This is a genomic window from Mucilaginibacter sp. RCC_168 (assembly GCF_041355315.1).
Taxonomy (GTDB): Bacteria; Bacteroidota; Bacteroidia; order Sphingobacteriales; family Sphingobacteriaceae; genus Mucilaginibacter.
In genome coordinates, this window is record NZ_JBFUPN010000010.1 from 1 (window position 1) to 25899 (window position 25899).

At 44.4% G+C, this 25899-nt stretch carries 21 protein-coding genes; 13 read left to right on the forward strand and 8 right to left on the reverse strand.

From position 1 onward, the window contains the following. Positions 1–205: 205 nt before the first annotated feature. The 3 genes from AB6735_RS10890 to AB6735_RS10900 all read right to left on the reverse strand — a co-directional run bounded on the left by AB6735_RS10890 (position 206) and on the right by AB6735_RS10900 (position 2630). The gene (locus AB6735_RS10890) at positions 206–1303 is read right to left on the reverse strand and encodes an agmatine/peptidylarginine deiminase (protein ID WP_370995956.1); all 1098 of its coding nucleotides are present in this window, start codon (positions 1301–1303) and stop codon (positions 206–208) included. Between the two features lie 2 nt (positions 1304–1305). Further along, positions 1306–1659: a four helix bundle protein gene (locus tag AB6735_RS10895; RefSeq protein ID WP_370995957.1), complete on the reverse strand. Its 354-nt coding sequence runs from the start codon at positions 1657–1659 to the stop codon at positions 1306–1308. Between the two features lie 101 nt (positions 1660–1760). Further along, positions 1761–2630, reverse strand: coding sequence for a carbon-nitrogen hydrolase (locus AB6735_RS10900; RefSeq protein WP_166093266.1), 870 nt, complete (start codon positions 2628–2630; stop codon positions 1761–1763). A gap of 299 nt (positions 2631–2929) precedes the next feature. Between AB6735_RS10900 and AB6735_RS10905 the strand changes: the two genes are divergently transcribed. The 9 genes from AB6735_RS10905 (at position 2930) to AB6735_RS10945 (ending at position 12435) form a co-directional block, all read left to right on the forward strand. Beyond that, complete coding sequence (locus tag AB6735_RS10905; RefSeq protein WP_370995958.1) at positions 2930–3880, forward strand: lysylphosphatidylglycerol synthase transmembrane domain-containing protein; 951 nt, start codon at positions 2930–2932, stop codon at positions 3878–3880. A gap of 71 nt (positions 3881–3951) precedes the next feature. Next, entirely contained in the window at positions 3952–5730 is a 1779-nt protein-coding gene (locus AB6735_RS10910) for an aromatic amino acid hydroxylase (protein WP_370995959.1), read from the forward strand. A 125-nt stretch (positions 5731–5855) separates the two neighbouring features. Next, the gene (locus tag AB6735_RS10915; protein WP_370995960.1) at positions 5856–6560 is read left to right on the forward strand and encodes an SDR family NAD(P)-dependent oxidoreductase; all 705 of its coding nucleotides are present in this window, start codon (positions 5856–5858) and stop codon (positions 6558–6560) included. Positions 6561–7040: 480 nt separating this feature from the next. Further along, the gene (guaA, locus tag AB6735_RS10920) at positions 7041–8570 is read left to right on the forward strand and encodes a glutamine-hydrolyzing GMP synthase (protein WP_370995961.1); all 1530 of its coding nucleotides are present in this window, start codon (positions 7041–7043) and stop codon (positions 8568–8570) included. Then, entirely contained in the window at positions 8527–9768 is a 1242-nt protein-coding gene (locus tag AB6735_RS10925) for a hypothetical protein (protein ID WP_370995962.1), read from the forward strand. Before guaA ends, AB6735_RS10925 begins: the two co-directional genes overlap by 44 nt. Continuing rightward, a complete protein-coding gene (locus AB6735_RS10930) occupies positions 9765–10931 on the forward strand; it encodes an RsmB/NOP family class I SAM-dependent RNA methyltransferase (RefSeq protein ID WP_370995963.1) in 1167 nt (388 codons plus the stop codon). Before AB6735_RS10925 ends, AB6735_RS10930 begins: the two co-directional genes overlap by 4 nt. Before the next feature lie 251 nt (positions 10932–11182). After that, a complete protein-coding gene (locus AB6735_RS10935) occupies positions 11183–11554 on the forward strand; it encodes a DUF4180 domain-containing protein (protein WP_370995964.1) in 372 nt (123 codons plus the stop codon). Between the two features lie 74 nt (positions 11555–11628). Further along, positions 11629–11934, forward strand: a complete 306-nt coding sequence (locus AB6735_RS10940; protein WP_370995965.1) for an ArsR/SmtB family transcription factor — start codon at positions 11629–11631, stop codon at positions 11932–11934. Between the two features lie 12 nt (positions 11935–11946). After that, the gene (locus tag AB6735_RS10945) at positions 11947–12435 is read left to right on the forward strand and encodes an SRPBCC domain-containing protein (protein WP_370995966.1); all 489 of its coding nucleotides are present in this window, start codon (positions 11947–11949) and stop codon (positions 12433–12435) included. A 300-nt stretch (positions 12436–12735) separates the two neighbouring features. Here the strand turns inward: AB6735_RS10945 and AB6735_RS10950 are convergent, their stop codons facing one another. Beyond that, positions 12736–13305, reverse strand: coding sequence for a MarC family protein (locus AB6735_RS10950; RefSeq protein WP_076377851.1), 570 nt, complete (start codon positions 13303–13305; stop codon positions 12736–12738). A gap of 155 nt (positions 13306–13460) precedes the next feature. Next, the gene (locus AB6735_RS10955; protein ID WP_370995967.1) at positions 13461–15017 is read right to left on the reverse strand and encodes an amino acid permease; all 1557 of its coding nucleotides are present in this window, start codon (positions 15015–15017) and stop codon (positions 13461–13463) included. A 535-nt stretch (positions 15018–15552) separates the two neighbouring features. Between AB6735_RS10955 and AB6735_RS10960 the strand changes: the two genes are divergently transcribed. The 3 genes from AB6735_RS10960 to AB6735_RS10970 all read left to right on the forward strand — a co-directional run bounded on the left by AB6735_RS10960 (position 15553) and on the right by AB6735_RS10970 (position 19756). Beyond that, complete coding sequence (locus tag AB6735_RS10960; RefSeq protein ID WP_370995968.1) at positions 15553–17970, forward strand: outer membrane beta-barrel protein; 2418 nt, start codon at positions 15553–15555, stop codon at positions 17968–17970. A 168-nt stretch (positions 17971–18138) separates the two neighbouring features. Continuing rightward, positions 18139–19209, forward strand: coding sequence for an NADPH dehydrogenase NamA (gene namA, locus AB6735_RS10965; RefSeq protein ID WP_370995969.1), 1071 nt, complete (start codon positions 18139–18141; stop codon positions 19207–19209). 127 nt (positions 19210–19336) lie between these two features. After that, positions 19337–19756: an OsmC family protein gene (locus tag AB6735_RS10970; RefSeq protein WP_172337035.1), complete on the forward strand. Its 420-nt coding sequence runs from the start codon at positions 19337–19339 to the stop codon at positions 19754–19756. Positions 19757–20016: 260 nt separating this feature from the next. Here AB6735_RS10970 and AB6735_RS10975 read toward each other — a convergent pair whose 3' ends face one another. The 3 genes from AB6735_RS10975 to AB6735_RS10985 form a co-directional block, all read right to left on the reverse strand. Further along, entirely contained in the window at positions 20017–20415 is a 399-nt protein-coding gene (locus tag AB6735_RS10975) for a hypothetical protein (RefSeq protein WP_370995970.1), read from the reverse strand. A 95-nt stretch (positions 20416–20510) separates the two neighbouring features. Next, positions 20511–21920, reverse strand: a complete 1410-nt coding sequence (gene dacB / locus AB6735_RS10980) for a D-alanyl-D-alanine carboxypeptidase/D-alanyl-D-alanine-endopeptidase (RefSeq protein ID WP_370995971.1) — start codon at positions 21918–21920, stop codon at positions 20511–20513. After that, a complete protein-coding gene (locus AB6735_RS10985; protein ID WP_370995972.1) occupies positions 21895–23304 on the reverse strand; it encodes an APC family permease in 1410 nt (469 codons plus the stop codon). The genes dacB and AB6735_RS10985 overlap by 26 nt, the downstream gene beginning before the upstream one ends. 310 nt (positions 23305–23614) lie before the next feature. Between AB6735_RS10985 and AB6735_RS10990 the strand changes: the two genes are divergently transcribed. Continuing rightward, a complete protein-coding gene (locus tag AB6735_RS10990) occupies positions 23615–25858 on the forward strand; it encodes a sodium-translocating pyrophosphatase (RefSeq protein WP_370995973.1) in 2244 nt (747 codons plus the stop codon). The last annotated feature ends 41 nt before the right edge of the window (positions 25859–25899 follow it).

The following is a 25899-nucleotide window of genomic DNA, read 5'->3' on the forward strand; positions in this document are numbered from 1 at the left end:
TTTCTCCTGTGTAAATCAGAATAGAAAATATGAAAAAAATTATCTCAAATTAGTTGCTTAGATCATAGAAATCGAGGAGGAACGACGTGGCAATCCCCGATATGCAGAGCGTCTCTGTAAGTCGGGGATTGCCACGCTGCGCTCGCAATGACGTTATTTTTTATCTTCCCTTCCAGCGTAAACGGGGTGAGTCGAAACGCAGGCTTTATACCTCCGGTTCCTGCTGGCTCAGACAGTGGAAACTGCCCAGGCCCCAGATAATATCGGTTGAATCGATGCCGATCACCTCGTGATCAGGGAAGCATTGTTGCAGTATATCGCAGGCCTTATCATCATTTATTGATCTGTATGTAGGTACGATAACCGCTGAGTTGGCAATGTAAAAATTAGCGTATGATGCCGGCAAACGCGTATCCTCGTAAAGCACAGCCTCGGGCATAGGCAGCTCTACAATGTTAAGCTGTTTGCCGTTAAGCAGGCGCATGGTTTTTAAGGTTTCGAGGTTTTCCTGCAGCAGGTGATAGTTCTCGTCGTTCTTATCTTCCTCAACCACGGTAACTACGGTGTCCTCGTTCACAAAGCGGGTAATATCATCAATATGGCCGTCGGTATCATCGCCAACAATGCCGTCGCCCAGCCATAGTATCTGCTCGGCACCGTAATAATTGCGCAGATAGGTTTCTATCTGATCCTGACTGAGCTGGGGGTTACGGTTTTTGTTGAGCAGGCAGGCGGTAGTAGTGAGGATAGTGCCTTTACCGTTAAAATCAACCGAGCCGCCTTCCATCACAATACCAGGATTAAATACCGGCAAATCAAAATGCTGACCGATCTTGGTCGGTATCACATCGTCAAGGTCAAATGGCGGATATTTACCACCCCAGGCATTGTAACCCCAGTCGATAATAGCTTTTTGTTTGGTTTCGGGATTGATGACAAATGCTGGTCCATGGTCGCGGCACCAGGCATCGTTAGTGCCAAAAGCAAAAAGCTCCACCCGATTCATGTCGACACCGGCATGCTGCAATTGAAAGATCACAGCGGCTTTCATTACCTCGTCAACCACATTGATACGTACCAGCTCATTGCGGGTTAATATTTTGATAAACTCGATGTACGAAGGATAAATAGTATCCAGTTTGCCCGGCCACGAAGCTTCCTTATGCGGCCAGCTTAACCAGGTGGCAGAGTGCCTGGCCCATTCGGCAGGAAAATGAAATCCCAGCTTTGCTGGGAAGTCCGGAAGTCCGGGAGTCCGAAAGTCCGAAAGATTTGAGTTATTAGTATCTTTATGAATTGACATTGTTATTTCAGGGTATTACGTAATGCATTAAGCATAACCAATATTTCTTCGCATTGTTGATAAAGCTTTGTAAAATCAGGTGTTGAAACCAAGGCTCTTTTTTGTGCCAAATATAAACAACCTACAACTTCAATATTTGATCGTAAAGCGTATCCTAAAAAGCGATTAAATTCTAAGTTTGATTGCCCGGTTGACCCTTCCGCAATATTTAATGAAACAGAATCAGCTGCTCTTTTTATCTGTGCTGTAAGAACAAATAGTTCATCCTTGGGAAACGTTTTTGTTAAGTCGTGAATATCTGAAGATAGATCAACAGCCTTTTTCCATACAATTAGTTTCTCGAATTTGAAGCTCATAAACTATTTATTTTTTAGTCCGAAAGTCCGAATGTCGGGAAGTCCGGAAGTTTTTAGGGGGGCATCTTTCGGACTTTCGGTCTTCCCGACTTTCGGACTAATTAGTCCTCGTCAAGTAAACGTTTTGTGATAGGCTGATAGCTGTCAATCCTTCTGTCTCTTAAAAACGGCCAGTGGCTTCTATAATAATCAGATTTATCCAGATCCAACTCCTGTACCACTACTTCTTCCTGGTCATGCGAGGTTTGGTGGATGATGGCGCCAAACGGATTGGCAAAGAATGAGCCGCCCCAGAATTTTACACCGGCTTCTTCGCCCACACGGTTTACGCTTACCACGTGTACACCATTGGCCACCGCATGCGAGCGTTGTATGGTTTGCCAGGCATTGTATTGCTCCACATTAGTAGCCTCATCCTGTGTGGTGGCCCAGCCAATTGCGGTTGGGTAAAATAAGATATCGGCACCCATTAAAGCGGTAATACGGGCAGCTTCGGGGTACCATTGGTCCCAGCAAATGAGCACACCCAGTTTGCCATATTTAGTTTTGAATACTTTGTAACCCAGATCGCCGGGGGTAAAGTAAAATTTTTCGTAAAAACCCGGATCGTCAGGGATGTGCATTTTACGGTACTTGCCTAAGTAGCTGCCATCGGCATCCAGAACGGCGGTGGTATTGTGGTAAACACCCTGCGCGCGTTTCTCAAACAGCGAAGCAATGATCACCACATTTAGCTCGGCGGCTACTTTTTGCAGTTCGTCGGTTGATGGTCCAGGGATGCTTTCGGCAAGTTTAAAGTTGTCGTAATCCTCCACATCGCAAAAATAAAGCGAGGTGAAAAGTTCCTGTAAACAAACTATTTGCGCGCCTTTTGCAGCGGCTTCCCTTACTTTAACAATAGCCTTTTGCAGGTTCTGCTGTTTATCAGCAGTGCAGCTCATCTGTACCAGGCCAACTTTTACTTTACTCATACTCATAAAATTTGCGCAAAAATAGCAATTAGTATCAAGTAGTTAGTATCAAGTATCAAGATTTCATGATCAAGATTTGTGGCTTAAATGTAAAAAGGTGAGTAGTGAATGGTGAGTAGCAAGTGGTGAGTGTCGGGATACTTTATCTATTGCGGAATAGCAAACTCACAACTATTCGCAACTCATTACTCAGCACTTGATACTGGAATGTAAAAACATTCAGGAATATAAATGGTTTATGGTCGTGATACTTGATACTAGCTACTTGATACTATAAAAAATAATTAGCTTTGCAGCCAATGACAGAAGACGAAATACCAGCGCCAAAAACATTTAAACAGCAACTGTGGAATGTTACAAAAACTGTATTAAAAATAGCTGTTACTACAGCGCTGCTCATCTGGGTTTTTAGCAAGGTACCAATTCAACTGGTAAAATACCGTTTACTGCACGCCAATTACTGGTGGATGGGCGCTGCGGTCGTTTGTTATTTCTGTTCGATGGTGGTATCATCATGGCGTTTGTTGAGCTTCTTCCGGTCGATAGGCTTAAAACTGAACCCTAAATATAATCTGCGTCTTTATTTCCTGGGCTTGTTTTACAACGTATTGCTGCCAGGCGGTATCGGCGGTGATGGTTACAAGATCTTTATTTTGAATAAAGCACATAAAGTTCCTGGCAAAAAATTGTTCTGGGCTATTATGTTCGATAGGCTTAGCGGGCTGTGGGCCATCGGCCTGATCACCGTGGCCCTGATATTTATGATCCCGCAGATCGATATACATAAAGCGCTCCCGGTAAGTATATTCCTGGGTGGCTCGGCTGTTTATTATTTTGTGGCCTACATGTTTTTCAGGGAGTACACCAAGTACTTTTTCGAGGCGCATCTAAAGGCCCTGGTATTGCAGGGTTTTCAGCTGCTGGCTATTATCTGTGTCATGTTCGGACAGGATTTTACCGGGAAGTTTTCGCCATACCTGTTGTCGTTCCTGATCTCGGCGCTCGCATCCATTATACCCATTACCGCTGGCGGGGCGGGTGCGCGTGAGGCTATATTTACCAAACTATCCGATTATTTCCCGATGGATAAAGGGCTCTCGGTTTTTCTTCCCTCGTCATTTTATTTGATCTCTCTTTTGGTGGCCCTGTTTGGATTGTATTATGTGATCCGTCCGAGCCGGTTAGATAAAGGCCTGAAAAAATATGACGAAGAGGTGGCAGAAACAGCTATGGATCCCGGTGGTGAGTAGCGAAAATAAAGTGTGTGAGTACACCTAATTTTCTAAATTTGCGTTTCCTATAATAAACCACTACAACGTAAATGAGCCATTTTAATGATTTTAACAATCCGCAGGTTGCGGCCTTGCCCGGTCATTTAAAACAATTTATAGTCGACCAGCACTACGAACATTATACACCTATTGATCATGCCGTTTGGCGCTATGTAATGCGCCAGAATTACAGCTATCTGAAAGATGTTGCCTACTACCCATACATACCCGGCCTAACCAAGGCGGGGCTTACTATCGAACGCATTCCCGATTTGCAGGAGATGAACGATGCACTGGCCAAAATAGGCTGGGGCGCCGTTACAGTGGATGGCTTTATACCTCCTGCTGCTTTTATGGAGTACCAGGCCTACAGGGTACTGGTTATCGCGGCGGATATACGCCAATTGCGCCATATTGAGTATACACCTGCTCCGGACATTATCCATGAGTCGGCCGGGCACGCGCCTATTATTGCCGATAAGGATTATCATGAATACCTAAGTTATTTTGGTTCGATAGGGGCCAAGGCTATGTTTTCGGCGCAGGATTTTGAGCTGTATGAAGCTATTCGCGCACTATCTATATTAAAAGAAATGCCCGATGCGAATGATGCGGAGATCAAAAAAGCGGAAGAGCAGGTAGCCTATCGCCAGGAAAATATGGGAGAGCCCTCTGAAATGGCCCTGCTGAGCCGCCTACACTGGTGGACGGTAGAGTATGGCCTGATCGGTACGCTGGAGAACCCAAAGATCTATGGCGCGGGCCTGCTGTCGTCCATTGGCGAAAGCTCCAGCTGTATGAAACCCGAGGTTGAAAAACTATGGTATACCATTGATGCCCTGAATTATAGTTATGATATCACCAAACCACAGCCGCAGTTGTTTGTAACGCCAACCTTCCAAAACCTGATAGATGTACTGGAAGAGTTTGCCAATACTATGTCATTCAGAAAGGGTGGAGCGTATGGCCTGACCAAAGCTTTTGAAAGCAAAAACACCTGTACCGCGGTTTACAGCTCGGGTTTACAAGTATCAGGCACTATTACCGAATTTAAGGTTGATACAAATGATAATCCTTACTTTATTAAAACTACCGGCCCAACAGCTTTAGCAGTGAACGATAAGCAGCTTCCGGGGCACGGTAAAAATTATCATAAGGATGGTTTCAGCTCGCCGGTAGGGAAACTGAAAAATATCCATACACCGCTGGAAGACCTGACTGAAGAAGGGCTTGATAACATAGGTATTACCAAAGGCAAAACGGCAGAACTTGAATTTGAAAGCGGCATAAAGGTTAAAGGAACGGTAAAAACTATATTAGCGTTCCTCGGCAAAACACAGTTAATTACTTTTACCGACTGCACGGTTACCGATAAAAAAGGCCATGTATTGTTTGATCCTTCATGGGGCGTGTACGATATGGCTGTGGGCGAAAAGATAGTTTCGGTATTTTGCGGTGCAGCCGATAAAGCGGCTTTTGAAGAAATCGTTTACAAATCGCAAACTGCTACCCATCATGCAGAATATGATCTGCGCACCCGGGAACTCCATAAACTTTACCAGCAGGTACGCAACCGCCGGCAAAATGGCGGCGACTTTGGATTTTTAGGTAATGTATGGTTCAAACTGCAAAAAAACCATCACGACGATTGGCTTTGTGCCCTCGAAATTCTGGAATTGCTGGAACATGAAGATGTTGAACCGGCACTGAGAACTGAGATCAGGCGGTTTCTGGAACGTAAAGCCAAAGATCAGCCCGAACTAAAAAAACTCATCAGCGATGGTTTTTATCTGATTGATCATCCCGTTGAACAAAAATTGGTATTTTAGGCGCGGTTAAACGCAAATAAGAATAAACGAAAGAATATGTCATTGCGAGGAACGAAGCAATCTCCTCATCAAGCCAGGAGATTGCCACGCTACGCTCGCAATGACATGGATTATACAGCGGGCATATGAACATTATTATAACAGGCGCCAGCAGCGGCGTGGGATTTGAAGCAGTAATTGAACTGATACTTTCGGGTAACAATAAGGTAATTGCATTGGCCCGCTCGCAGGACAAGCTGGAGCGCCTGCTGGAAATTGCCCATGGTCTTAATCCTGATTGCCAGTTGTTTGCCCTTAATTTTGATATCGTACATGATGATTATGAGGGTCTGCAGCAATTTATAGCCTCTAATTTTGATAACCGGGTTGATGTACTGATTAACAACGCCGGTATGCTCATCAATAAGCCATTTACACAATTACTGGAAACCGATTTTGTAGAAATGCTGCAAAGCAACTTTATTGGTCATGTACGCATGATACAGACGCTATTACCATTGATGCCCGCCGGTTCACATATCCTCAACGTTGGCAGTATGGGCGGTTTCCAGGGCAGCGCCAAATTTCCGGGATTGACAGCATACTCGGCCAGTAAAGCCGCACTGCATACCCTTACCGAATGCCTGGCCCAGGAGTTGATAGAGCAGGACATCAAAGTAAATTGTCTGGCCTTAGGTTCGGCGCAAACAGAAATGCTGGAGAAAGCTTTTCCGGGTTATCAATCGCCGGTAATGGCTTTTGAAATGGGTAAATATGTAGCTGATTTCGCGCTTACGGGGCATAAGTTTTTCAATGGCAAAGTGTTGCCTGTTGCTGTGACTACTCCATAAATATTCTCCCCGTCATTGCGAGGTACGAAAAGCACACGCCACGTCATTGCGAGTGTAGCGTGGCAATCCCCTATTATACAGAGCGTAGATGTGTATGGCGTATACCCGCTCTTGGCCGCGGGAGGGCCAGTTACTTTGTAGCCACAAAGTAACCAAAAGGCTTGTCACCAGAAATGCTTCTTTGCGCTTAGGAGCCTTTACCCTGCAAAGCGGGCAGAACCACGGGCTGCTAAATTTGCCGCTACTTCGTTCGCTCATTACCCTCCGCTTCAGGCAAAATTCGCTAATGCCCCTTCAACCACACAGTCCAACATATTCTCCCAGCTTTCGCCCGAAGCTGTTCTGCTGACGGGGGAGAAAGGAAAAAAAGGGTTATTTAATAAAATTCAATAACTCACTAAATCACTAATTCAATAATTAGAACCCCCAAAATCTCAAATCTCATATCTCACATCTCACATCAAATTTTTATCTTTGCCCATGCAAGAAAAAATCCTCATTCTTGACTTTGGCTCGCAATTCACCCAACTCATCGCGCGCCGCGTCAGGGAGCTCAATATTTACTGTGAGATCCACCCCTTCAATCATTATCCCGAAATTGACAGCACTGTAAAAGGAATCATCCTTTCTGGTAGCCCTTATTCTGTAAGGCAGGAAGATGCGCCTCATTTTGATTTCGCGCAATTCCATACTACCCGTCCTATTTTGGGGGTTTGTTATGGTGCACAGTACGTGGCCCATTTCCATGGCGGCGAAGTATTGGCTTCGAGTACCCGCGAATATGGCCGTGCCAATCTGGATTATATCAACAAGGAAAATCTGCTGTTTAAAAATATTCCGGAGAACTCGCAGGTGTGGATGTCGCATGGCGATACCATAGCCAGCATCGGCGATAACTTTGAGATCATTGCCAGTACCGATAGCGTAAAAGTGGCCGCTTACCAGGTAACCGGTACACAAACTTACGGTATTCAGTTTCACCCCGAGGTAACGCACAGTATTGACGGCAAGCAATTGCTGGAGAATTTTTTGGTCGACATTTGCGGTTGCAAACAGGATTGGACACCAGATTCCTTCGTGGAAACCACCATTGCTGCTATGCGCGAAAAACTGGGCGATGATAAAGTGGTATTAGGTCTTTCAGGTGGTGTCGATTCATCTGTGGCTGCGGTTTTATTGCACCACGCCATTGGTAAAAATCTGCATTGCATATTTGTAGATAACGGCCTGCTGCGCAAGGACGAGTACGAACAGGTGCTCGACTCGTACAAGCACATGGGCTTAAACATAAAAGGTATTGATGCCAAGCAGCGTTTTTACGATGCTTTGGCGGGGTTGAAAGATCCTGAATTGAAACGAAAAGCCATCGGTCGCGTGTTTATCGAGGTATTTGACGATGCCGCGCACGAGGTTCAGGATGTAAAATGGTTAGGACAAGGAACTATCTATCCCGATGTTATCGAGTCGGTTTCGGTAAAAGGCCCGTCGGCTACCATCAAATCGCACCATAACGTTGGCGGTTTGCCCGATTTTATGAAACTGAAGGTGGTTGAGCCGCTGAATACTTTATTTAAAGATGAAGTAAGGCGTGTAGGCAAGGCTTTAAACATTGATCCGAATATTTTAGGCAGGCACCCTTTCCCAGGTCCGGGTCTGGCTATCAGGATCTTGGGTGATGTTACACCAGAAAAAGTAGCTATATTGCAGGAGGCCGATGCGATTTATATCAACAATTTGCGGTCATATGGTGTTTACGATAAGGTTTGGCAGGCCGGCGCTATATTTTTGCCGGTACAATCGGTAGGTGTAATGGGCGATGAGCGTACTTATGAGAACGTGATATGCCTGCGTGCGGTAGAATCATTGGATGGAATGACAGCCGATTGGTGCCATTTACCTTATGACCTACTGGCCAAGATCTCCAACGAGATCATCAATAACGTAAAAGGAATTAACCGGGTAGTATATGATATCAGTTCGAAACCACCTGCTACCATTGAGTGGGAATAAATGGTTATTGTTTTTTAGCGCGGCGCTGATACTGGGTGCATGCTCACCCAAAGTGAGGCCTGTATCAACGCCCGTAAAAAAAGTTGAAAAACCCGAACCCAAGGCTGTAGAAAAGCCCCCGGTAAAGCCAACGGCAAAAGCTTCTGTCATATCCATGATATTGCCTATGGGTCTTGATCATGTGCGGCCGCGTAATTACAGCGGCATTGGCCTGACACAGGCCAACATGAGTATTGAATACTACCAGGGCTTTAAACTGGCTTTAGATTCCCTGGCTGCCCAGGGCGCTAATTTCAAACTGCAACTTTTTGATTCAAAAGATGATGCTTCCGCAGCGCATAGCCTGGCTTATAACCCTCAGGTAAGAACGAGCGACCTGGTGGTTGGTCCGGTATATCCCGATTGGCTGAGGCTGTTTACCGCGACTATGGGCACGCGTATGGTTATTCTGTCGCCATTGTCGCCCGCATCGCCTGCTACTATTAAAAGCAACAACCTCATTACCGCTATTCCCCCGCTGGAATATCATGCTATAGGCGCGGCGCAATACATCAACGATAAACTGAAACCTAAAAAGATTTTTATCCTGCGTTCGGGCTTTAGCCAGGAGAACGATTATGTGGTAAACTTTAAAAAAGCAACCGACAGTTTAAGCAATAAAAAGGTTAAAATTGTAAGCGTTATTATTACACGGGGTAAATTGAGCGGTTTGCTGCCACAGCTGTCAAAAACAGAACGTAATGTGTTTGTGATACCGGCTACTGATCAGGCCTTTTTGGGTGTTACACTGCGATCATTAGATACTTTAAACAAAAACTATCCCGTGATACTGTTTGGCCACCCCAGTTGGGAGAAGTTTAATTTTTTAAAGGCAGATATATTGCAGCGGCTTAAAACGCATATTACCTCCAGCGATAAGGTAAATTATAAGCAGGAGGCTACGATTGCTTTTTTGCGCAACTACCGTAAAGTGTATCACGTTGAACCCACCGAATATGCCATCAAGGGTTTTGATGAAGGCTTGTATTTTGGCCGGCAACTTTTGGAGGGTAACAAAGATATGGCGGCGATTGACAAAACCGATTTTACAGGCATACACAATGGTTTCCATTTTGTGAAAAAGCCCGGTTTAGGTTGGGTCAACACGCATGTAAATATATTAATGTATAGTAACTTTGAGTTAAAACAGGTAGAATGAAGGCTATAAACCAGCTTAAAACGTTTCAGCGAATTTTGGGTGAATACCCTGCCGATACGCCTCTAAGTAAGTTTTTACCCGGCTTCTACAGGCAAAATAAACAAATGGGATCAACCGACAGGCGTATTGCCAACCGGTTGATGTACAATTATTTCCGGATAGGCAGGGCCCTCCATAATTTACCTGCCGATGAGCGTTTATTTGTAGCCGAGTTTTTATGCAACACGCAGATCAATTCTTTTTTACAAAATTTTAAACCTGATTGGGCCGCTTGTATCGGTTTTAATATCGACGACAAACTGGCGCTGGTAAAAACGGCGCATCCTGATTTTGACCTGGAGGATGTGTTTCCATGGGTTTCACAATTATCGCCAGATATTGATCGTAACGCTTTCTTAAGATCATTCTTTACACAGCCCGATCTTTTTATCCGGGTGCGCAATGGTTACGATCATTTGGTTAAGGGAGAACTGAACAAAGCACAGATCGTATTTAAGGACGAAGGGAATGGCTGCCTTTCATTACCAAACGGCACCCGGCTCGAAACCATATTTTCCAAACAGCACTGGTTTGAGGTGCAGGACTATTCATCACAGCAAACGGGCGATTTTTTCAGGCCGCAACGCTGGGACAGCTGGTGGGATGCCTGTGCGGCATCGGGCGGTAAATCGTTGCTGTTGCATGAAGATGAGCCCAACATCAAGCTGGTGGTATCAGATATCCGTGAATCGGTACTGGCCAACCTGGACGAACGTTTTCACCTGGCTGGTTTAACCAAATACCAGAAAAAGGCGCTTGATCTTACCACCAATGTCGACCAGACTTTGCATGATTATGCATTTGACGGTATTATTCTGGATGCTCCGTGCAGCGGCTCGGGCACTTGGGGCCGTACACCCGAAATGATAGCCCAGTTTGATGCACATAAGATCGAATTTTTCCAGAAACTGCAAAAAAGCATCGCCCAGAATGTGGTGAAATACCTGAAACCCGGTAAGCCGCTTATCTACATTACCTGCTCGGCCTTTAAAGGCGAGAACGAGGATGTGGTTGATTTCCTGGTGAAAGAGCTTGACCTTAAGTTGGAAGAAAGCAAAATACTTAAAGGCTACGAACGCCGGGCCGATACCATGTTTGTTGCGAGATTGAGCCCGCCTTTGTAGATGTGCAAATGTGCAAATATGCAGATGTGCAAATGATTTTTGAAAAAGCAATGTCATTTCGAACGAACGAGGAGGAACTATCTCTTGAGCGTGGCGAAAAATCTTTTTCGCGATGCAATTGGGGCTTATACACAGCAGAAGATTTCTCTTTCGCACAACGCTATAGCCTGCCCGGCTCTATCGAAATGACAACCTTTTTATTTGTAACAAATCCGGGTATTTGTTTGTCTGTATAAGCAAACAAATATACAATGGACATCAACCTCATCAGCATCAACGATTATTATATAGCCGAGATCATATCCGATATCATCGAAATTAACAACGCGCAGGACGCGTTGGATATACTGGCTAATTGCGCCTACCAGGATGCCCGGAGGATTGTGATGTACCAGGAAAACATCACTGACAGCTTCTTCGACCTCAAAACGACACTTGCCGGCGACATACTCCAAAAATTCTCCAACTACAACGTTAAACTGGCCATTGTTGGCGATTTTTCAAAGTACAGCAGCCAAAGCCTTCGGGATTTTATTTACGAAAGTAATAAAGCTGGCAGGATCAGTTTTGTAGCCACTAAAGATGAGGCTCTTGATGCCTTGTCAAAGGGAATCAGGGTTTAAGTAAAAAAAATGAAAATAAATTTGCGCAATTAACCGGTTGCGCTTATATTTGCAATCAATCGGTTGCAAATAATATGAGACGAGACATTTTTCAAGCTATTGCAGACCCTACGAGGCGGGCAATTTTAGGGTTACTGGCGCTGCAGGCAATGACACCAAACGCTATTGCCGAACATTTTGATAGTACCCGGCAGGCCGTATCCAAACATATCCAGATCCTGGTAGAATGCGAAGTGGTGAAACAACAGCAAACCGGCAGAGAAATTTATTACCATTTTAATCCAAACAAAATGAAAGAAATAGATTTATGGCTCGATCGTTTCCGCAAGTTATGGGAAGGCCGTTTTGATCAGTTAGATAATTTATTAGAAAACCTATAAAACAAATTCAATATGAGTACAAAAACAGAGATCACCAAAGATCTGGCTAACAAAAAAATTAATGTTACACGGGAATTTGCCGCCCCCTTGGAAAAAGTATGGAAAGCATGGACAGATGTTAGTCTGTTGGAACAATGGTGGGCGCCAAAGCCCTGGAAAGCGGTATCTAAATCATACGATTTTAGTGAAGGTGGTTTCTGGCTATACTCTATGGTGGGCCCAAATGGCGAGACAGCCTGGTGCCGGGTTAATTTTAAAACCATAGTACCACAACAAAGCTTTACCTCTACTGCCTTGTTTTGCGATGAAAATGGCGTTGTAAACCCTGATTTTCCGCCGATGCACTGGCTGGTTACTTTCCACCCGGTTGGAGCATCTACCCGGGTAGTAGCAGAGCTTACCTTTGATAGTGAAGCCGACCTGGAAAAAATTGTTGCAATGGGCTTCGAAGAAGGTTTCACTATGGCCCTGGGCAACCTGGACGAGATATTGGAAGCGTAACTATTATTTCAAAATACAAAGTAAAAGGCAGCTACCCGGAAATGGTGGCCGCCTTTTTTGTTTTCAAAAAATGAGGTGGTACATTGAAAAATGCGACTCACTTATTTATAAAGTATATGTCATTGCGAGCGTAGCGTGGACAACCGACCGCAGGGAGCTCATTAATATCTTAGAAAACAATTAGCAACATTAATAATCTCCTCGCGTTCTCATCGGCAAGAATAGCTACGAGATTGCCACGTCGTTCCTCTTCGCAATGACATGAGTGAAACACGTTATGGGCGGCTTCGTTAAAGGGGGTTACAAATGCGTATTACTCCTGAACAGCTTAATAGCGATGGCCAGCAAAATAATGCCGAATGATTTTCGGAGGATGCTCAGGCCAACGGGTCCTAAAAGCTTTTCGATCCACTTTACATTTTTGAGCACGAAGTAAACTACAATGGTATTGAGTACTATGCCCACCAGAATATTCTGGGTTTGATATTGCGATTTGAGTGAGAGCAGGGTGGTCATGGTACCTGCGCCAGCGATCAGCGGAAAAGCCAATGGCACTATGGAAGCCGAAAGGGGGACTTCCTCTTTAAAAAAATCAACACCAAGCACCATTTCCATCGCGATGATAAATATTACCAGGGAGCCTGCTATAGCGAAAGAGGCTACATCCAAACCAATAACGGCCAGCAACTCATCCCCCACAAACAGAAACACCACCATCAGGATCAGCACCGCTATGCTGGCCTTTTCCGACTCAATATGCCCCACACGCTGCCTTACCTGGATAATTACGGGTATAGCACCCAAAATATCGATAATGGCAAAAAGGATCATGGTTACGGATAGTACTTCCCTGAAAACTAATGGATGCATGGCTGTAGGGTTTATGCTGGTGCAAAAATGCGATTAAAATATAAAGAAAGATAAAAAGAAAATACGATGAGCCGAAATTTATGCAACAAATAGCTGCACAAAAAAAGGTCCTGAGTTAACTCAGGACCTTTGCTTATAATATTTACAAACTGAGCTTATTCAACAAATTTAGGATTGATAGGGTCATTGGCAGCTTCAACCTTGCCATGTCTTACGTGTGAGCGTTTAATACTATAAGTAAAGTAAATGACAAAGCCGATCAGTAACCAAACAATAAGCCTGGCCCAGTTTTCCCAACCCTCGCTGGCAATCATACAAAGACATATAAGCGCACCAAGCGGACAAACAATCATATAAAGCGGCGTCTGAAACGGACGTACAATGTTTGGGTCAGTTCTGCGGAGGATAAATATGCCTATACAAACCAGCACGAATGCAAACAGGGTACCGATACTCACCATATCACCCACATATTTATCAGGTATAAAACCAGCAAATATGGATACGAATACGAAAAATAACCATTGCGATTTATAAGGTGTACGGAATTTAGGGTGAAGTTTGGAGAATACTTTAGGGATCAAACCATCGGTGCTCATGGTATAAAACACACGGGTTTGGCCCATTAGCATCACCAGGATCACCGAAGAAAAACCGGCGAGGATAGATACGGTAACAAACGAAGCTAACCAGCCATAGCCAGGCATAGCTGTTTTGATAGCATAGCTTACGGATGCTTCTTTACCCTGGATCAGGAAGTCTTTATAAGATACCAGACCGGTAAGTACATGTGAGAATAAAATATACAACGCAGTACAGAAAACCAATGATATCAGGATACCTTTTGGCATATCTTTTTGAGGATTTTTAGCCTCCTGCGCAGCGGTCGAAACCGCGTCGAAACCGATAAAGGCAAAGAATACCACACTGGCGCCGCGTAAAACACCCAGCCACCCATGGTTAAAAGTATCGCCATAATCAACAACACCTGTACTTACCTTTATGGTACCTGCATCAGCCGGGATCATGTAAGGTGTATGAAAGGCCGGATTTATAAAGTGCCATCCCAAACCGATGATCAGGAGTACAATAGCTACTTTAACAATTACAATAATATTGTTTACCACAGCCGATTCGGCCATACCGCGGATAAGCAATAAGGTAAGCAGGAATATGATAAATATGGCTGGTAAATTTACAATCCCTCTTGTACCCAGTTCGGCAGCGTACATACCTGAAGTTGTGTTTGACACTTCAAAGAAAGAGTGTGTCCACTGGTAGGGGATATGGAAATTAAAAAATGTTATTAAAAATTCGTTAAAGTATTGCGACCAGCCAATGGCTACGGTAGCAGCCCCAAGAGCGTACTCTAATACAAGATCCCAGCCAATGATCCAGGCTATAAATTCGCCCATGGTGGCGTAGGAATAAGTATAGGCCGAGCCGGCGATAGGTATCATACTGGCAAACTCCGCATAGCATAAACCGGCCAGGGCGCAACCGGCTGCCGCGATAAGGAATGAAATAGTAACAGCCGGACCTGCATGTTCGCCGGCTGCCGCTGCTGTACGCACAAAAATACCGGCTCCAATAATAGCACCAATACCCAGCGCTATAAGCGATCCAACGCCTAAGGTTCTTTTCAGCGATTTCTCCGTCTCGACAGAGGCAGCCATCAATTGCTGAATAGGTTTCTTAATAAATAACTTCATTTTAAAATAGTAAGATCAGTTTTAAAAATTTAAAAATTCACATTCCCCCAAACGTACTTAAATTTATTGAAATCCTAAAGGGCAGAATGTAACAACGCAATAATGAGGGATTTCCAAATAAAAGTGTGCAAATCCGATTAAATCTATAGGTAATCGGATTTTTTATAAGCACTTATGTAAGTGCCTCATTTGTAGCACAAGCAGGCAAAAGCGGTGTTTTGGGTACACTTTGGTTTTTAATTAAAAATAATTGTTAAATAAACACCGCAAAATCAAAAAAATGTTCTTAGAATTAAATGGATCATTCTTTTTTCTCCACCTAATTATGCTTGTTTCTCCTTAAAATACATTTTGACAGGTAAAGTTTTGCGTTTTTTTGCTTTTAAAAGACTTCACTTATATTTATAGTCTTTATGCTATCCATGTTTAGGGCCGATATAGTCTTTATTCAAAAATGCCTGCCGTCTCAATCAAAAATTTCCAACTTTACCCATCTTTTTCTTATTATTAGCCAAATTTATAAACCCTGCCTGTTTTGAAATTTATTGGTACCTTACTTTTTCTTGCCTTTTTATGCACCGGCCTCTCGGCTCAGATAAAACTTACCGGAACGGTTACAGACGCGTCTAAACACCCTTTGGGTTATGCGGGTGTAAGTCTGTTTAACATCAGCAGCAATAAAAATCAGTCGTTACAAACCAATGCCGGGGGAGGATTTGTCTTTACGAATTTGCAGACCGGCCAGTATCAACTTACCATAGCGTTTACAGGGTATACCAAGTACCAGTCGCCATTATTCATTACAAAAGATACTGCTGTTAACATCATCCTGCAAACTTCCAACACGCAATTGGGCGAAGTGGTGGTTACCGCTAACAAAGCCGCTATCGAAAACAACCAGGAAAAAACGGTGTACAATGTATCAGCCAATATTACCGCTACGGGTACCGACGCATTGACCGCCATAGGTAAAGTACCCGGAATAAAAGTAAATGGCGACGACATCAGCATTGTGGGTAAGGGCCAGGTAAAAGTAATGGTGAACGATCGTATTGTACAATTGGCCGGCACTGATCTGGCCAGGTATTTAAAATCGATATCAGCCAACCAGATCTCTAAAATAGAAGTGATCAAAAACCCATCGGCCAATTATGATGCTGATGGTAATGCCGGGCTCATTAATATAACCACCAAACGCAGCAGCAAACAAGGTTTATCGGGCAATGTACAGCTAAGCGACAAACAATCACTGCATAGCCCGGCCAACGTTTTTGGCACCAGCAATTACTGGCTGGCCGCCGGTAGCGCCAACCTGAATTATAATACAGATAAATGGTCGGCCTATACCAACATCAGCATGGATCATGATCATGAACTGGAAGGCTTTGCAACCGATGTGTTTTATCCCAAACAAAGCTGGCTGCAAACAGATACGGGCAATTACAGAGGGCACAATTTTAATATTATTGTCGGGGTTGATTATAAAATAAGCCCGAAAACAAGCATCGGCATCTCTTACCTGGGCGGTAAAAGTATTTACGATGGATCTGACCATGTGAATAATCCAATCTATAATAGCGGCGGCGGTCTGGATTCTACCCTGAGAACCTTTGCTACTTATCATCCTATTGCTATCAGTAATTCGGGTAACGCGCATGCGGTGATCAACTTTGATACTACCGGTAAAAAGTTAATTCTTAACGCCGACTATTTTAATTATAACCGTAATGACCGGTCGGACTTTGAAAGTAACAGCTATCTGCCCAATGGACAGGTGATCCCAGCCAGTAACACCCAGTATTTTGATACCAACAAGCAACTCATCAATTTATATACCTTTAAAGCTGATGCCGAAATACCCACCAAATTCGCCAGGTTTGCTTTTGGTGGTAAACTCAGCTTTATTAATAACTATAGTAATGCCTATTACTATGATAAAGGCCCTAATGATAAACTTACTTATAACACTAACCTAAGTAATGAGTTCCGGTATATAGAAAACACACAATCATTATACCTCAACCTGAATAAGGAAAAGGACAAATGGAAATACCAGGCAGGTTTGCGTGCCGAGTACACCGAGACCAAGGGCACGTCCTACACACTCAAACAGGTAAACACCAATAAATATCTGCAATTGTTTCCTTCAGTGCTGATATCGTACCAGGCTGATACCACAAATAGTTTCTCACTAAGTTTTGGCCGCAGGATAAATCGGCCAACCTTTTGGAACCTCAACCCGTTCAAGTCTCTGTTTACGGCTTACAGCTATGGCGAGGGTAATCCCTTTTTACAGCCGGAATATAACAGCAACCTCGAATTATCGCATACGTACAAAAATATCCTTACCTCGGGCTTGTTCCTGAATATCACTGATAATGGGTTTAATAATGTAACCATAGTCAATGCGGATACCAACCTGGTACGCACCATCCCGCTTAATTTTATAAAAACTTACCGGGTAGGGATCTCCGAGAATTTGTCGCTGCACCTGTTTTCCTGGTTGGATAATAATAACCAGGCTACTTTTTACCATACCAGCGCGCGCTCCAGCTTACCTTATATCAAAAGCATCAATGGCTATGGAGCTAACCTGGCCACTAACAATACGGCTTATTTTAATGCCGGCAAAACCTTTGCAGCGGCGGTGAATTTCTGGTACCAGTTCCCCGAGGTTGATCATATTGGTCGTTCGGATGCCTATTATAAGCTTGATGTAGGCTTTACGGCATTGGCCATGAAAAAGAAACTAAACATCACCCTCAACCTTAACGATGCTTTCCGGAGCAGCGCCCCGGCGGTAACAACCACGGTTAACGGTATCAGGAATAAATTCACCAATTTCCAACTCAACCGCTTTGTACAATTAGCCCTGAGCTATCGCTTTGGTAAAGAAACCAACACAGAAAAACGCGATACCGGCAACGAAGAAGAACGCGGCAGGATACACTGAGAAAGCTGAAAGCCGAAGGCTTAAAGCGGAAAGCTTTTTTTGTTACGATCACAGATGTTTTTGGCTTTGAGCCTTCGGCTTTAAGCTTTCTGCTTCCCCATCATGTATTTTACAAAACAGTGAGGGCTTTACGGCTGTTAGTTACCATATTTACCGAAAAAAATAAAAATGGCTCATTTATTTTCGCCCTTAAAAATAAAAAACATCGAATTAAAGAACCGTATCGTGGTATCGCCTATGTGTGAGTACTCCAGTGAAGATGGTTTTGCTAACGACTGGCACCTCATTCACCTGGGCAGCCGGGCCGTTGGTGGCGCAGGATTGATCATTACCGAAGCCTGCGCGGTATCAGCCGAGGGCCGCATTACCTTTGCCGATCTGGGTATTTATCGTGATGAGCATATCGAAAAACTTAAACATATCACCGATTTTATACATGCGCATGGTGCGGTTGCTGGGGTGCAGCTTGCCCACGCCGGGCGCAAAGCCAGTCATCTGGAACCCTGGAACGGTGGCCAGCAAATACCATCAAACCAACCCAATGGCTGGAAAGCGGTAGCACCGAGCGCCATTCCGTTTAAGGCTGATGAAGAAGCACCTCTTGAACTGGATAAAACCGGTATTGAAAAAGTAAAATCCGATTTTAAAGCGGCTGCCAAAAGGGCCATAGCCGCTGGCTTTAAAGTGATAGAGTTGCACGGCGCGCATGGCTATCTGCTGCACCAGTTTCTTTCGCCTATAAGTAATAAACGTACTGACGAATATGGCGGTACATTTGAAAACCGTATTCGCTTGCTGATTGAGGTATTGGAAGCCGTTAAAGAGGTGTGGCCCAAAGAGAGCCCTTTGTTTGTACGTTTATCCACAACCGAATGGACCGAAGGTGGCTGGTCTGCTGAGGATTCCGTCGCGCTGGCCAAACTATTGAAGGATAAAGGTGTTGATCTGATCGACTGCTCAAGCGGTGGAAATGTAGTCAATGCTAAGATACCGTTAAAACCAGGTTATCAAGTTGAGTTTGCAGAGAAAATTAAAAAGGAAAGTGGTATACTTACAGGAGCGGTAGGCCTGATAACAACCGCCTACCAGGCCGATGAGATTATACAGGAAGGCGAGGCCGACCTGATATTCCTGGCCCGGGAAATGCTGCGCGATCCGCATTTTCCGTTACGTGCCGCGCACGAATTGGGGCATGAAGTAAAATGGCCCGTTCAATATGAACGTGCCAAATGGCAATAGTTCATAGCGAATGGTTCATAGATCATGGTTGGGAAAATACGATCAGGTGTATGAACCAAAAACTACTATGAACAATGATCTATGAACAATGAACTAAATAATACATCACAAAACTAAAACAACAACTATGAAACGTACAGCAAACGCCCATTGGAACGGCACATTACAAGCAGGTCAGGGAGAGATCACTACCCAGAGCACTGTATTAAACAAAACACAATATTCATTTAAAACGCGCTTTGCCGATGGCATTGGTACCAACCCCGAAGAATTGCTTGCCGCTGCTCATGCAGGTTGCTTTACCATGGCCGTTGGCGCCGCTTTAACCCAGGCCGGTTTTACACCTAATGACCTGACCACCGACGCCATATTAGATCTGGACATGGTTGGCCTGGCAGTTACGAACATTCACCTGGAACTAAAGGGCTCTGTTATTGACGGTGTTGACGAAGCAACCTTCAAACAAATTGCCGAAGGCGCCAAAGCCAATTGCATTATTTCAAAAGCACTGAGTGTGCCTATTACTTTAAACGTTACTTACGCTTAAAAATTTCTCATACATGTCATTGCGAGGAGGAACGACGAAGCAATCTCGTAGCTATTCTAATCAATGAGAACGCGAGGAGATTATTAATGTTGCTAATTGTTTTCTAAGGTATTAATGAGCTCCCTGCGGTCGGTTGTCCACGCTATGCTCGCAATGACATAATTTTTTGTTTGTCATCCTGAGCGGAGCGAAGGATCTATTTGACAATATGTCTACTGAACAACAGATGCTTCGCTACGCTCAGCATGACAAAGTAGTTATTACTTCTGTATCAAGGCCAGCAAAGCTTGCGGCGTTTCGTAAGTGGCACTTTTATAGGTAAGCACTTTAACACCTACACATAAGGTGTCCACCGTGTTATTAGGATGTGTGAGGTAAATCTTCCCACGCACATCAGGCTGGAAACCATCATCCGCCCTTTTCATATCGGTCAATAACTGCATCACACTATCCACTGAAGCTTTTTGTGTAAAGTTTTTAACCTTACCCTCAGGGAAATAATAATCAAACTTATCGCAGGTTATTCTGAACTGTGTTTCGCGCCCCAACTCGGTAAATTTAAATTGGATGCTTTTAACTTCGTCGGCAGGGTTGGTTTTTGGCTTGCAGGCGAAGAAGGCGCACATTATCAGAATGGCAATTATGCTTAGTTTTTTCATGGTTTATAATTGATATATAAACTTACAACGTTTTATAAAAAAACATTACCAAATCAGCAAATCAAAAAACTCCCCCCTTCAGGGGGTTGGGGGGCCTACTTCAGCACATCCAGCACTCTGAACATTTTTTCCTTGATGCCGCGACTTGATCCGCTGAAGTTGTTCACCATGATGGAGAAGCATAGCTCACGGCCGTTATGTGTTTGATAACCTGCATAGCATAATACACTGTTGATGCTGCCGCTTTTCATTTTCATGTCGTTATAAACCGGTAGGCTCTCGTACAGATCGGCAAACCAGCTTTCTTTTTTGGCCGATTGCAGTATTTTGGCCAGCGTTAAGGTAGTTACCCTGTCACCAGGCGAAAGTCCGCTGCCATCATATGTGTTGATGCTATTCGGGTCGATACCGCGCGCTTTCCAAAATTTCTGAACTTCCTCTACACCGTTGGTCGAGGTGGGTTTGCGCCCCTGTTTCCAGGCAATGGTTTTGAGCAATTGCTCGGCATACAGATTGATGCTTTTTTGGTTAAGCCAGTAAATAATGCGGCTCAAAGGCGGCGATAGTATAGTCGTTAAATTTTTACTGATGAGCGGCAACTTCAAATCTTTAGCAGCTAAAGTAGCGGCTGATTCCGGTCCGCCTGTTACCAAAACGCCTAATTTTTTAAGTGTATCCGATAAGCGCAGGGCAGCATCATAAGCGGCATCCGGGAGGGCGGCAGATATGCTTTTTTTATCTTTATCTATCGCATAACTACCCCGCAGGTACATTACCGAACTGCCAATAGGCAGAAAAGCATAAGCATTATCGCCGGAGCCTGCTTCGCCGTTTACCAACTCGCTTTTAAAAGTAAGGTATGGGATGGTGGGAGCCGTACGGGATACGCCAACCGGGTTACCGACTGCGCCGGTACGCAGTTTTATATCAAACTGGTTCTCGCGCCAGCACAGGCCCGAAGTCCCCGCGCCGTAATAATTACCCACATCCTGCCAGATCCATCCTTCGGGGATAGATTGCGTACCGAAAATACTATCATCGCCAATAACACGACCGTTTATTTTTTTAATACCTGCCTTTTGTAAGGCATCGGTCATCAGGGCCAGTACGTGGGCCTCTTTGGTTTGTTCGTACCGCCAACTGCCCAGGGTAGGGTCGCCGGCACCTTTAATGATTACATCACCGTTCAGTGTACCATCAGCGGTAATTTCACCGGCATAGCCCAATTGGGTCTGGTATTTAAAATCGGCCCCTAAAATATTAAAAGCAGTTATACTGGTAATGGTTTTGAGGGTAGATGCAGTAGCCAGCCCCATATTAGGGTTAGCGGCAAATACCTGTTCGCCGGTTTTGGCGTCCAATACGGTTAAAGAAACCGATGCATAGCTGCACTGGCTGTCTGCCTGCAACCTGCCAAAGGCATTCGATAATTTCTGCTGAAGATCCTGGGCATAAAGCTGCCCGCTTATCAAAAATAAACTAACTATCAGTAACCGTTTCATCATTATGTTTAACGTTCCGCTGCGATATGAAATATATAGGGATACCTATCAATACTATGATTAAGCCTGGCCAGGTAAATTGTGGCTTATATATAATTAACAATGTACAAAATGCCAGGCCCATTAAAATATAAATGGCTGGTAAAATTGGATAACCAAAAGCTTTGTAAGGTCGGTCGGCGTTAGGATGTTTAGCCCGCAAAATAAAAATACCAAAAATGGTAAGCACATAAAATATCACCACCACAAATGATATCATATCCAGCAGATCGCCATAACGACCGCTTAGGCATAGTATGGAAGCTACCAGGCATTGTAACCACAAACCGAACTGCGGAACTCCGAATTTATTCAAATCACCCGTACGTTTAAAGAAAAGACCATCTTTGGCCATAGAATAATATACCCTGGCGCCTGATAGTATCAACCCGTTATTGCAGCCAAAAGTTGATATCATGATCATTACAGCGATGATATAGGTACCAATATTACCGAATATTACATGAGAGGCGGCCACGGCTACCCGGTCTTTATCAGCCGATGCAATGTCATGTAATGACAGCACACCCGTATAAACAAAGTTGGCCGATACGTAAATAATGGTCACTATTAAAGTGCCTAAACCCAGGCTCAGCGCTACATCGCGCTTGGGGTTCTTCATTTCGCCGGCAATAAAAGTTACGCTATTCCAGGCATCGCTGCTGAAAATTGAACCTACCATGGCCGCCGCGATAGCACCCAGGGCGCCGCCTATAGTTAAAGCAGTTATATTGCCCGTCTTGCTCAGGTTATGAATATCCCAGGCATTGCTCCAGTTGGCCTGCCAGATATCGCCTCGCAGCGCTAAAAAACCAAAACCAATTAATCCAAAAAGGCTTAACAGTTTAGTTAAGGTAAAAGTATTCTGGATCAGCTTACCACCTTTTACGCCCCGGCTATTAATAAAAGTTAAAAATATAATGAGTATAATAGATACCACCTGCGCGGCGCTGATTTTTACAAAACCCAGATCACACAAAATATTCTCCTCACTAAAAGGATGGTATATATAAGCCGCGAACTTGCTGAATGCCACACCCACCGCGGCTATGGTTCCGGTTTGTATCACCGCAAAAAAGCTCCAGCCGTATAAAAAAGCAATGAATTTGTTATAGGCTTCTTTCAGATAAACATACTGACCGCCTGCTTTTGGGAACATACCGCTCAGCTCGCCGTAGCTTAATGCAGCAGTGAGGGTCATGAAACCGGTGAGTAACCAAATGGCGATGAGCCAGCCGGCTGAGCCTACATTGCGGATAATATCGGCGCTTACAATGAAAATACCCGAACCTATCATTGAGCCCGCTACCAGCATGGTGCCGTCAAGCAGACTCAGTTCATGTTTCATTTTTGGTTGATCAGTTTTTTTTGTCATCTGTTATTCAAAGGGGTTTAAGGTCCTAAACTATTTAAAAAACTTTATAATAAGCAGGCTCTTGGTAAAGAAAATAAAATTACTATTTTGCATCCACCAATTAATAGTAATAGAGACTAAGGATTAAGGATTTTTGGAGCAAAGATTTTTGTAACGGAAGACGGATATCGAATTTCAAGATTTAGATAGACCACAAAATGTCCGTTTTGAAACTATCCTTGCTCCTTGTTCTCAAAATCCTTGCTCCTCACTACCATTTATATTACTAAACCAAATTTTGAATATGGATTTTTTGAACAACTACTTGATCTATTTAATTCCGGTGATAGGCCTTATAGGCATTCTCGCTATGGCGGTTAAAGCCGCCTGGGTTACCAAACAAGACGCCGGCGACGGCGACATGGCCCAGCTGGCCGGTTACATTGCCGATGGTGCAATGGCTTTTTTACGTGCAGAGTGGAAGATACTCAGCTACTTTGTAATAGTTGCGGGTGTATTACTGGCCTGGTCGGGCACCACGGTGGCCACCTCAAGTCCGGTTATTGCCATATCGTTTTTAATTGGCGCGTTTTTATCGGCATTCGCCGGTTTCCTGGGGATGCGGATAGCCACCAAGGCCAACGTGCGTACCACACAGGCCGCGCGCAGCAGTTTGGCCAAAGCATTAAAAGTTTCATTTACCGGTGGTACGGTAATGGGCTTGGGCGTTGCCGGTTTGGCCATTATAGGTTTAGGATCATTGTTTATTGTTTTTTATACCATATATGTTAAAAACGTAACTGGCAGTACTGTAAATGGCGAAGATATGGCCAAAGCGCTTGATGTTTTGGCTGGGTTTTCCTTAGGTGCCGAATCTATCGCGCTGTTTGCCCGTGTTGGCGGCGGTATTTATACCAAAGCCGCCGACGTAGGCGCCGATCTTGTGGGTAAAGTAGAAGCAGGTATCCCGGAGGATGACGTACGTAACCCTGCTACCATTGCCGATAACGTAGGTGATAACGTGGGCGACGTAGCCGGTATGGGGGCCGATTTATTCGGATCATACGTGGCTACTATGCTGGCTACTATGGTGCTGGGAAGGGAAATTGTATCGCATGATGCTTTTGGTGGCATTGCCCCGGTATTGTTACCTATGGTAATAGCCGGTTTGGGCCTGATATTCTCTATTATTGGCGCATCCTTTGTAAAAATAAAGAATGAAACAGACAGCGTGCAGAAGGCCTTGAATATGGGTAACTGGGCATCTATTATTTTAACTGCCATAGCTACTTATTTTGTAGTACAGTGGATGTTACCTGCGGGAGAATTTCACATGTCTCGTGATGAAGTGAATGGAGGTATTAAAGCAGGATCGCTGATATTTACCAAAAATGGGGTTTTTATGTCGATAGTTGTCGGACTGATCGTTGGCACTTTGATGTCCATTATCACCGAATATTATACCGCCATGGGTAAACGCCCGGTGCTGAGCATTATCCGCCAGTCGTCAACCGGTCATGCTACCAATATTATTGGCGGTTTGGCTGTGGGTATGGAATCAACCGTATTACCTATCCTGGTGCTGGCATCGGGGATTTATGGTTCATACCATTTCGCGGGTTTGTATGGTGTAGCTATCGCTGCAGCCGGTATGATGGCTACTACAGCTATGCAATTGGCTATCGACGCATTTGGCCCTATTGCCGATAACGCCGGTGGTATTGCCGAAATGAGCCGTCTGCCCGAAGAAGTACGCCACCGTACAGATAACCTGGATGCTGTAGGTAACACTACCGCTGCAACCGGTAAAGGTTTCGCTATCGCTTCGGCGGCATTAACCTCACTGGCTCTGTTCGCGGCCTTTGTAGGTGTGGCCGGTATTGAACATATTGATATTTACAAGGCCGACGTTTTAGCTGGTTTGTTTGTAGGCGGGATGATCCCTTTTATCTTCTCGGCTTTATGTATCTCGGCTGTTGGTCGTGCTGCTATGGCTATGGTGGAAGAAGTAAGGCGCCAGTTTCGCGAGATCCCTGGCATTATGGAGTACAAAGCCAAACCCGAGTATGAAAAATGCGTGGCTATATCAACCAAAGCCTCCATCCGCGAGATGGTTGCCCCAGGGTTGATCGCTCTCATCACCCCAATCATTATTGGCTTTGCCTTTGGCCCCGAAGTTTTAGGTGGCTTACTGGCCGGGGTAACTGTATCAGGCGTGCTGATGGGGATTTTCCAGAGCAACGCTGGTGGCGCCTGGGATAATGCCAAAAAATCATTTGAGAAAGGTGTGGAGATCAACGGCGAGATCCACTATAAAAAATCAGAACCGCACAAAGCATCTGTTACCGGTGATACCGTAGGCGATCCATTTAAAGATACTTCGGGCCCATCCATGAACATCCTTATTAAACTGATGTCGATCGTTTCACTGGTGATCGCGCCGCACCTCAATCATTTGGTTGATACCAGTCCACGCATCCAGCGCGAACTGCACAGACAATCGCTGAATAATACATATATAGTGATCAAAAACGACAAAAACCTTTAATTCGAATAAATAGTGTTGAGAAGAGCCGCCTGAAAGGGTGG

Coding starts and splice junctions, on each gene's coding strand:
- AB6735_RS10905 (WP_370995958.1), top strand. CDS start 2,930: ATGACAGAAGACGAAATACCAGCGCCAAAAACATTTAAACAGCAACTG.
- AB6735_RS10915 (WP_370995960.1), top strand. CDS start 5,856: ATGAACATTATTATAACAGGCGCCAGCAGCGGCGTGGGATTTGAAGCA.
- AB6735_RS10970 (WP_172337035.1), top strand. CDS start 19,337: ATGAAACGTACAGCAAACGCCCATTGGAACGGCACATTACAAGCAGGT.
- guaA (WP_370995961.1), top strand. CDS start 7,041: ATGCAAGAAAAAATCCTCATTCTTGACTTTGGCTCGCAATTCACCCAA.
- AB6735_RS10985 (WP_370995972.1), bottom strand. CDS start 23,304: ATGAAACATGAACTGAGTCTGCTTGACGGCACCATGCTGGTAGCGGGC.
- AB6735_RS10890 (WP_370995956.1), bottom strand. CDS start 1,303: ATGTCAATTCATAAAGATACTAATAACTCAAATCTTTCGGACTTTCGG.
- AB6735_RS10940 (WP_370995965.1), top strand. CDS start 11,629: ATGAGACGAGACATTTTTCAAGCTATTGCAGACCCTACGAGGCGGGCA.
- dacB (WP_370995971.1), bottom strand. CDS start 21,920: ATGATGAAACGGTTACTGATAGTTAGTTTATTTTTGATAAGCGGGCAG.
- AB6735_RS10945 (WP_370995966.1), top strand. CDS start 11,947: ATGAGTACAAAAACAGAGATCACCAAAGATCTGGCTAACAAAAAAATT.
- AB6735_RS10910 (WP_370995959.1), top strand. CDS start 3,952: ATGAGCCATTTTAATGATTTTAACAATCCGCAGGTTGCGGCCTTGCCC.
- namA (WP_370995969.1), top strand. CDS start 18,139: ATGGCTCATTTATTTTCGCCCTTAAAAATAAAAAACATCGAATTAAAG.
- AB6735_RS10955 (WP_370995967.1), bottom strand. CDS start 15,017: ATGAAGTTATTTATTAAGAAACCTATTCAGCAATTGATGGCTGCCTCT.
- AB6735_RS10950 (WP_076377851.1), bottom strand. CDS start 13,305: ATGCATCCATTAGTTTTCAGGGAAGTACTATCCGTAACCATGATCCTT.
- AB6735_RS10975 (WP_370995970.1), bottom strand. CDS start 20,415: ATGAAAAAACTAAGCATAATTGCCATTCTGATAATGTGCGCCTTCTTC.
- AB6735_RS10895 (WP_370995957.1), bottom strand. CDS start 1,659: ATGAGCTTCAAATTCGAGAAACTAATTGTATGGAAAAAGGCTGTTGAT.
- AB6735_RS10900 (WP_166093266.1), bottom strand. CDS start 2,630: ATGAGTAAAGTAAAAGTTGGCCTGGTACAGATGAGCTGCACTGCTGAT.
- AB6735_RS10930 (WP_370995963.1), top strand. CDS start 9,765: ATGAAGGCTATAAACCAGCTTAAAACGTTTCAGCGAATTTTGGGTGAA.
- AB6735_RS10935 (WP_370995964.1), top strand. CDS start 11,183: ATGGACATCAACCTCATCAGCATCAACGATTATTATATAGCCGAGATC.
- AB6735_RS10925 (WP_370995962.1), top strand. CDS start 8,527: ATGATATCAGTTCGAAACCACCTGCTACCATTGAGTGGGAATAAATGG.
- AB6735_RS10990 (WP_370995973.1), top strand. CDS start 23,615: ATGGATTTTTTGAACAACTACTTGATCTATTTAATTCCGGTGATAGGC.